Below are 5,618 nucleotides of genomic sequence, written 5' to 3' on the forward strand. Positions count from 1 at the left end.
AGCGACGGCCGGAGGGCACAGCTTGCGAAGACGACTCACGGCCGTCGCAGTCGGACGGAGTACGACAGACGCGGTGTTGTTCTTCATGCTCGGTGCTCGCAAGCGTTTCGGTCGCTTCGCAGTTGGACGAGCGCAGCGGACGCGGTGTTGGTCTTCACGTTCGGTGCTCGCAAGACGGACCGATTGCTCGCGCAGGGCCTTGCCATGACGCCTAACGTTTGAGGTAACGCGCGACCGCCAGCGGAGCGCCAGGGCCGCGAGGCACATGATATGCCTGAGTGCCTCGCGGCCCTGGCGCGTAGCTGGTGGACGTCGCGTTGACCGATGAGTTAGGCCAAGAGGGGTGAGCGGAGCGAAGGAGGGACGAGAACCCTGCTGGTGACGAAGCCACACTGACGGTGACCTGCTGCACGACTGCGTGCGTGTCGGGTCTTCGGACTTGGCCCTCAGGCCCGCGGGCACGACGCAGTGCACAAGCACCTTGCGAACGAACGGGGCCTTTCTGTCTTTGGTGTTCTGGTCTCCTCGACAAGCAAAGTACCTCCGCTGGCCGCCGAAGGACGGACAGCCCACTGAGGACTGGCCGTTTCATTGTGGCGCTCCGGCCTTGCCGATGGCGTCGTCTCTTCTGCCATAGAGATCTTGCTCGCTATCGCTTCTACGCCTGCACGACGCCCTTGCATTAATCGAGTTGCCGCGGTCGTCGCGACTGCGGGGTCGGCATTCGTATTCACTGTGCCGGGGCCTAGCGTTTGAGGTAACGCGCGGCCGCCAGCGGAGCGCCAGGGCCGCGAGGCACATGATATGCCTGGGTGCCTCGCGGCCCTGGCGCGTAGCTGGTGGACGTCGCGTTGACCGAAGGGTTAGGTGGCTGCGGGTCTTGGGCAACGATGCCAGAAGGACGGATGACGATAATGCGCAAACCAGAACTTGAACGGCGCGGATGTGCGAGCTGCCAGAGCCCGGGCGGGGTGCTGGACTTCGAGGTGAGCGGCCAACACAAGCGACAGACCTTGGTGAACCACAATACGACCTAGGCTGCCGGACTGCAAACGCCCGAAGGGCGCGTGGTGGGCTGCGCATGCACCCAATGGATTTGTGTTTCTGCCAGGGCATCACGACGAACGATGTCTTCGCTTCCAGAGCGCACCCCGCTCGCGCTCGCCGGCGAAGGTGGGCTGAACGAACCTTCGCAAGTGGCGCACTTCGACGGACACCTAACGTTTGAGGTAACGCGCGGCCGCCAGCGGAGCGCCAGGGCTGCGAGGCACATGATATGCCTGGGTGCCTCGCAGCCCTGGCGCGTAGCTGGTGGACGTCGCGTTGACCGAAGGGTTAGGCGTCATTTGGAGCGGCAGAACTGCGAGACCGTGCGGATGGAGAGCCGACTGCCAGTGATGGCCTGCAAGGCGCCGCGGCTTGCCAGGGCCAGAGTGCATGAGTAGTGCGGATTGTTGACCTTGCGCTCCGAACTCCGCTTCGCACCGCGCTGCTGCGCGGTGCCCGACAAACTGACTGCGCGGCGCAGCACGCTTGCGCGAAGCGCACTTGTGGGACTGACCTTGAAGCGACGGCCGGAGGGCACAGCTTGCGAAGACGACTCACTGCCGCCGCAGTCGGACGGAGCACGACAGACGCGGTTGTTGTTCATGCTCGGTGCTCGCAAGCGCTCCGGTCGCCTCGCAGTCGGACGATTGCGGCGGACGCGGTGTTGGTCTTCACGTTCAGTGCTCGCAAGACGAACCGATTGCTCGGGCAGGGCCTTGCCATGACGCCTAACGTTCGAGGTGAGGCGCGGCCGCCAGCGGAGCGCCAGGGCCGCGAGGCGGATGATAGACCTGGGTGCCTCGCGGCCCTGGCGCGCAGCTGGTGGACGTCGCCTCGACCGAAGGGTTAGGCCTCACATTCTTCCGTGACGACGTTCAACGAACCTACAAACGAGCACGAGTGCTTTCTCTAGTTCCCGTAGCGGAAGTCGGATGTGTACTTCCAGTTTCCTTCGACGAGTTCGATGCTCAATGTCATGCCGGTCCAGGGGCTGCTGCGTTCCTGACACAGCAGCTGAAGCTGGCGCGTGGCCAAGATTAAGTCCGCAGTTGGAGCGCAGACAGAAGCTGATTGCTGAGAAGTACGGATCGTGTGTGCGAGAGATGTGATCCCGGTAGGCCTGCAGTCAACCTCAACCTGCAGTTCGGCTTGCGACCACTCGTCGGGGGTTGCCGAGATCAGCGCAGTGGCAATCCTGTCCAGGAGGGGTGTCATTGCAATGTGGAGTGGTGGCAGTTCTTGCATTCGTGAGGCCTAACGTATGAGGTAACGCGCGGCCGCCAGCGGAGCGCCAGGGCCGCGAGGCACATGATATGCCTGGGTGCCTCGTGGCCCTGGTGCGTAGCTGGTGGACGTCGCGTTGACCGAAGGGTTAGGCCTCAGCGCGCGAATCGTAGTTCTCCTCGGCCGTGACTGACGTCAACGCCGTGAACAATTGAGGCATTCCCGTACGGAAGCTGTGCGGAAACCAGAGCTTAGTGCCGTTTGTGGATCGGATGGTGACCGACTCTGTTGTGGGGTGGAGTTTCAAAGAATCTACTTCCGAGAACCGCACTACCTTTGGTCGGAGAGGCGGCCTCAGAAGTTCGACTACGGTGGTGTTCCATCGCAGAGTCGTCACGAACATCTCGTAGGCCAGCCAGTAGAAGCCGACAGTCATGACGATGATGATCGGAGGCACCCACCAGTCAGACTCAAACAACTTGAGCCCGTTGTAGACGTGCGCAGCCGTAATGAACACGACGCCTAGCAGGGCAATGAGCTTCCCCAGGAGTGGGTAGTTCGAGTAAGTCCACTCCCCAACCTTCTTGGGCATAGCCCGCTTGGCGGCCCATCCCAGCGCTAGTACGAGCAGTGCCGATCCGATGATCTGAATCGCCGCGCTGTACTGTGCCACGAAGTGTTGCATAGTGTTTCTGAGGCCTAACGTTTGAGGTAACGCGCGGCCGCCAGCGGAGCGCCAGGGCCGCGGGGCACATGATATGCCTGAGTGCCTCGCGGCCCTGGCGCGTAGCTGGTGGACGTCGCGTTGACCGAAGGGTTAGGCGTCGCTTCTTCCGTGCCCAGGGTTCCTTGGGACCTGGCGCTGCAACTTTGCGTTGAGATGCCAGGAAACACCCTGAAGGTCGGGAAACAGCGAGTGATACGAGACGCCTCGGCTCTCCAGTTCAAGGAGCAAGCTAGAGCGACGGTGAGCTGGAACGACCCACTCGTGAATGAAGGGGTTCACGTCTGGGAACTCCTCAAGCGGCGGGAAACGGCCTTCCTGCTCGTAATGAGTGTGCACGGTAAACCAGCCCTGCTGCGCGATGATGCGTGCGTTGCTTCGGGGTGGCCGAAACGCAACAGGCATGGGGTGCGAGAACGGGTCCATGTCGTACGCCTTGGGCTCGAAGAAGCCATTGGTTTCGAACACGTAGACATATCCATCGCGGGTAGCGCCGTCACAGCAAGCAAAGAACAGCGCGACGAGAGGGTCGCTTGTCCAGTCCAGCAGCCGCGTCTCTAGCCCGTAGTGCTGTGCGGCAACCAGAAGTTCAAGAGAGTGATCGCGAGCTGCATGTGAGAGGTGTTGGGCTCCAAGCAGTTGGAACTCGCGCAAGAGTGCCTTCTCTAGTTCGAGGGTGTCGTGCGACGGATCTCGCCTAGCGACCCCGGGAAGTAGGTTTCCACGCCTAGCAGATTGCCCCCTAAAGAGCATCGGCTCGTACTTGCGGTCCATCTCTGCCACTCGGGCAAGGAATGCATCGAGAGCCTCTAGTGGTTGCGGCATTGACTCAATCCCCTTTGCGCAAAGATGTTGCCTGCGACGCCTAACGTTTGAGGTAACGCGCGACCGCCAGCGGAGCGCCAGGGCCGCGAGGCACATGATATGCCTGGGTGCCTCGCGGCCCTGGCGCGTAGCTGGTGGGCGTCGCGTTGACCGAAGGGTTAGGCCTCGGATTTTTGTGGCGGCCGTGAACACCGCGAGTACCTGAAGGACGGCCTGCCTGGCTGCTGAAGATGCCAGGGGCGACCGATGCCCATTGTTCTGATGCTCGGTGAGTATTCACGCGCCTGATGCCAGAACCATGCCGTGTGTTTTGGTCTTCTTGACCTTCGAGCGCAGGACCTTGAACGACCGCGGCTTCCCATTCGGCTCTTCGACGTGCCCAGGACTTGCGTCGACCGTACAGCCCGATGCAGGCCTTGACTCGGATTTCGTTGCCAGAGAGAGCCGACATGCGAAGCCGGTCTTCGGCTATTCCTGTGGTGGCTGATGCGATGGCGGCTGAATGCATGTGGTGCTTCTGGCAGCGCTACGAGCCGTGGTGGACGTGTTGACCCGAGGCCTAACGTTTGAGGTAACGCGCGGCCGCCAGCGGAGCGCCAGGGCCGCGAGGCACATGATATGCCTGGGTGCCTCGCGGCCCTGGCGCGTAGCTGGTGGACGTCGCGTTGACCGAAGGGTTAGGCTGCATTTTGCGCGATTGCTTGCTCAAGGTTCTCCAGGTCTGCGCTGGACCAGCCATTGGCATGGCAGGCTGCTGCAATGCTTTGCGCCGCGGACACAACCGATTGCTGGAAGGCGTAAACGTCGATGTTTCCTCCATGAATTTCTTCGTCATCCCTACACCAAGCAATCTGGCCAACGTCTCCTTCGGTACGCTTGACCACAAAGGCATATGGCCCGTCCATAAAGTCGCCAACGTAGGAGTCTTCTCTGCCTACGACCACCTTGCGTAAACCGTTGATCCACCAGGCCAGAACTACGACGGGAAAGTCAGACCAATGCCGGTCGGGAAAGTCTTCGCCGGCGCTACGAAGGAAGAGCTCGCCCGTTATGCTGCCTCGAGCGGAGCGCTTTAGCGTTTCTGTGTTGACGATTGCTTCGATCACCGCATGGGTTCCGGCTGCAGCCTAACGTTTGAGGTAACGCGCGGCCGCCGGCGGAGCGCCAGGGCCGCGAGGCACATGATATGCCTGGGTGCCTCGCGGCCCTGGTGCGCAGCTGGTGGACGTCGCGTTGACCGAAGGGTTAGGTGGCTGCATGCCAGAGCACTCGTTACCAGAGCGGCAGCGACTGCCGAAGAGCTGGCAACGCCGAGAACAGCCCAGTGCCTTTGGGCTGGCGTGGCCATCGTGCCAGAGCCGTGGGTTGGATCATGTGCCAGGGCCGTGCGCCGACCGCGCGTGCGATGGACGGACCCCAGCGAGTTGCTGAAGCCGTCCGCTGGCCGCCGAAGGACGGACAGCACGCTCCGATGAACTCCCAGTTCTCGGTGGAACCGTTGACGATGATCACGCTTGCCAGAGCCGCCATGACTCGAGATGACCTTGCCCGGGGCGCCTTCGATTCTTGTTTGCTGCCAGAGCACAGCGAAGATCAGGTGACTTCGGCTTCCAGAGCGTCGGCAGGTTCGCGTTCGTAGACGGACTGCCGACCAGGCCGACGCGCGCGGCGAACTCCCGGAGCCACCTAACGTTTGAGGTAACGCGCGGCCGCCAGCGGAGCGCCAGGGCCGCGAGGCACATGATATGCCTGGGTGCCTCGCGGCCCTGGCGCGTAGCTGGTGGACGTCGCGTTGACC

4 protein-coding genes are annotated in these 5,618 nt (G+C 62.2%); all 4 read right to left on the minus strand.

The features are described 5' to 3' along the window. Positions 1-1,342: 1,342 nt before the first annotated feature. The 4 genes from HLB44_RS36450 to HLB44_RS36465 all read right to left on the minus strand — a co-directional run bounded on the left by HLB44_RS36450 (position 1,343) and on the right by HLB44_RS36465 (position 4,926). On the minus strand, positions 1,343-1,651 hold the full coding sequence (locus tag HLB44_RS36450) for a hypothetical protein (RefSeq protein WP_173135723.1): 309 nt from the start codon (positions 1,649-1,651) through the stop codon (positions 1,343-1,345). A gap of 768 nt (positions 1,652-2,419) precedes the next feature. After that, on the minus strand, positions 2,420-2,944 hold the full coding sequence (locus tag HLB44_RS36455; protein ID WP_173135726.1) for a hypothetical protein: 525 nt from the start codon (positions 2,942-2,944) through the stop codon (positions 2,420-2,422). A 144-nt stretch (positions 2,945-3,088) separates the two neighbouring features. Next, positions 3,089-3,916 carry an FRG domain-containing protein gene (locus HLB44_RS36460; RefSeq protein WP_343051792.1) on the minus strand — a complete coding sequence of 276 codons (828 nt, stop codon included), beginning with the start codon at positions 3,914-3,916 and terminating at the stop codon, positions 3,089-3,091. A gap of 581 nt (positions 3,917-4,497) precedes the next feature. Further along, entirely contained in the window at positions 4,498-4,926 is a 429-nt protein-coding gene (locus tag HLB44_RS36465; protein WP_173135732.1) for a hypothetical protein, read from the minus strand. Between the last annotated feature and the right edge of the window lie 692 nt (positions 4,927-5,618).

Source organism: Pseudaquabacterium terrae (assembly GCF_013266755.1).
In the GTDB taxonomy this organism is placed as follows: Bacteria; Pseudomonadota; Gammaproteobacteria; order Burkholderiales; family Burkholderiaceae_C; genus Pseudaquabacterium; species Pseudaquabacterium terrae.